Here is a 411-nt window from a genome sequence, read left to right as displayed (position 1 = left end):
ATAACGAATAGCCTTGGTCTCATAACGTGCCTTCAATCGCACAGCCTTTATATTGAACAGATTTTCAAGCCTCTGTACTTCTCTCTCTATTTCTCTATATTTTTCCTTCTTTACCATATCCATAACAATCTCCGACCCTCAGTTTGTGGGGTACTGGAATCTTATTGTAGCATATAGAAATCAATATTTGACTTGTCATAGTGTCCGACTATGACAATTACATTGTCGTCGGTCCTGCGGAGCTTCAAAGATACCAGTCTGCAAGCTCCTGAAAGGCGTCCTGATTAGCTTCGAAGTATTCGGAATCCGGAACCTCAATAGGAGGCTCATCAAGCGCTACGGGGGCTTGTAGACGCTCTATGTCGAGAACCTTTGACAGCATCCCATCTTATAAGACGCTACCCCCACCTC

1 protein-coding gene is annotated in these 411 nt (G+C 44.0%); it reads right to left on the bottom strand.

What is annotated here, in order from left to right:
- Positions 1–244: 244 nt before the first annotated feature.
- Entirely contained in the window at positions 245–382 is a 138-nt protein-coding gene (locus KP705_RS18380) for a hypothetical protein (protein ID WP_215765344.1), read from the bottom strand.
- Positions 383–411 lie beyond the last annotated feature (29 nt).

The sequence above is a fragment of the Gluconobacter sp. P1D12_c genome (assembly GCF_018812105.1).
Taxonomy (GTDB): Bacteria; Pseudomonadota; Alphaproteobacteria; order Acetobacterales; family Acetobacteraceae; genus Gluconobacter; species Gluconobacter oxydans_A.
This window is presented reverse-complemented; position numbering and strand designations above follow the sequence as displayed.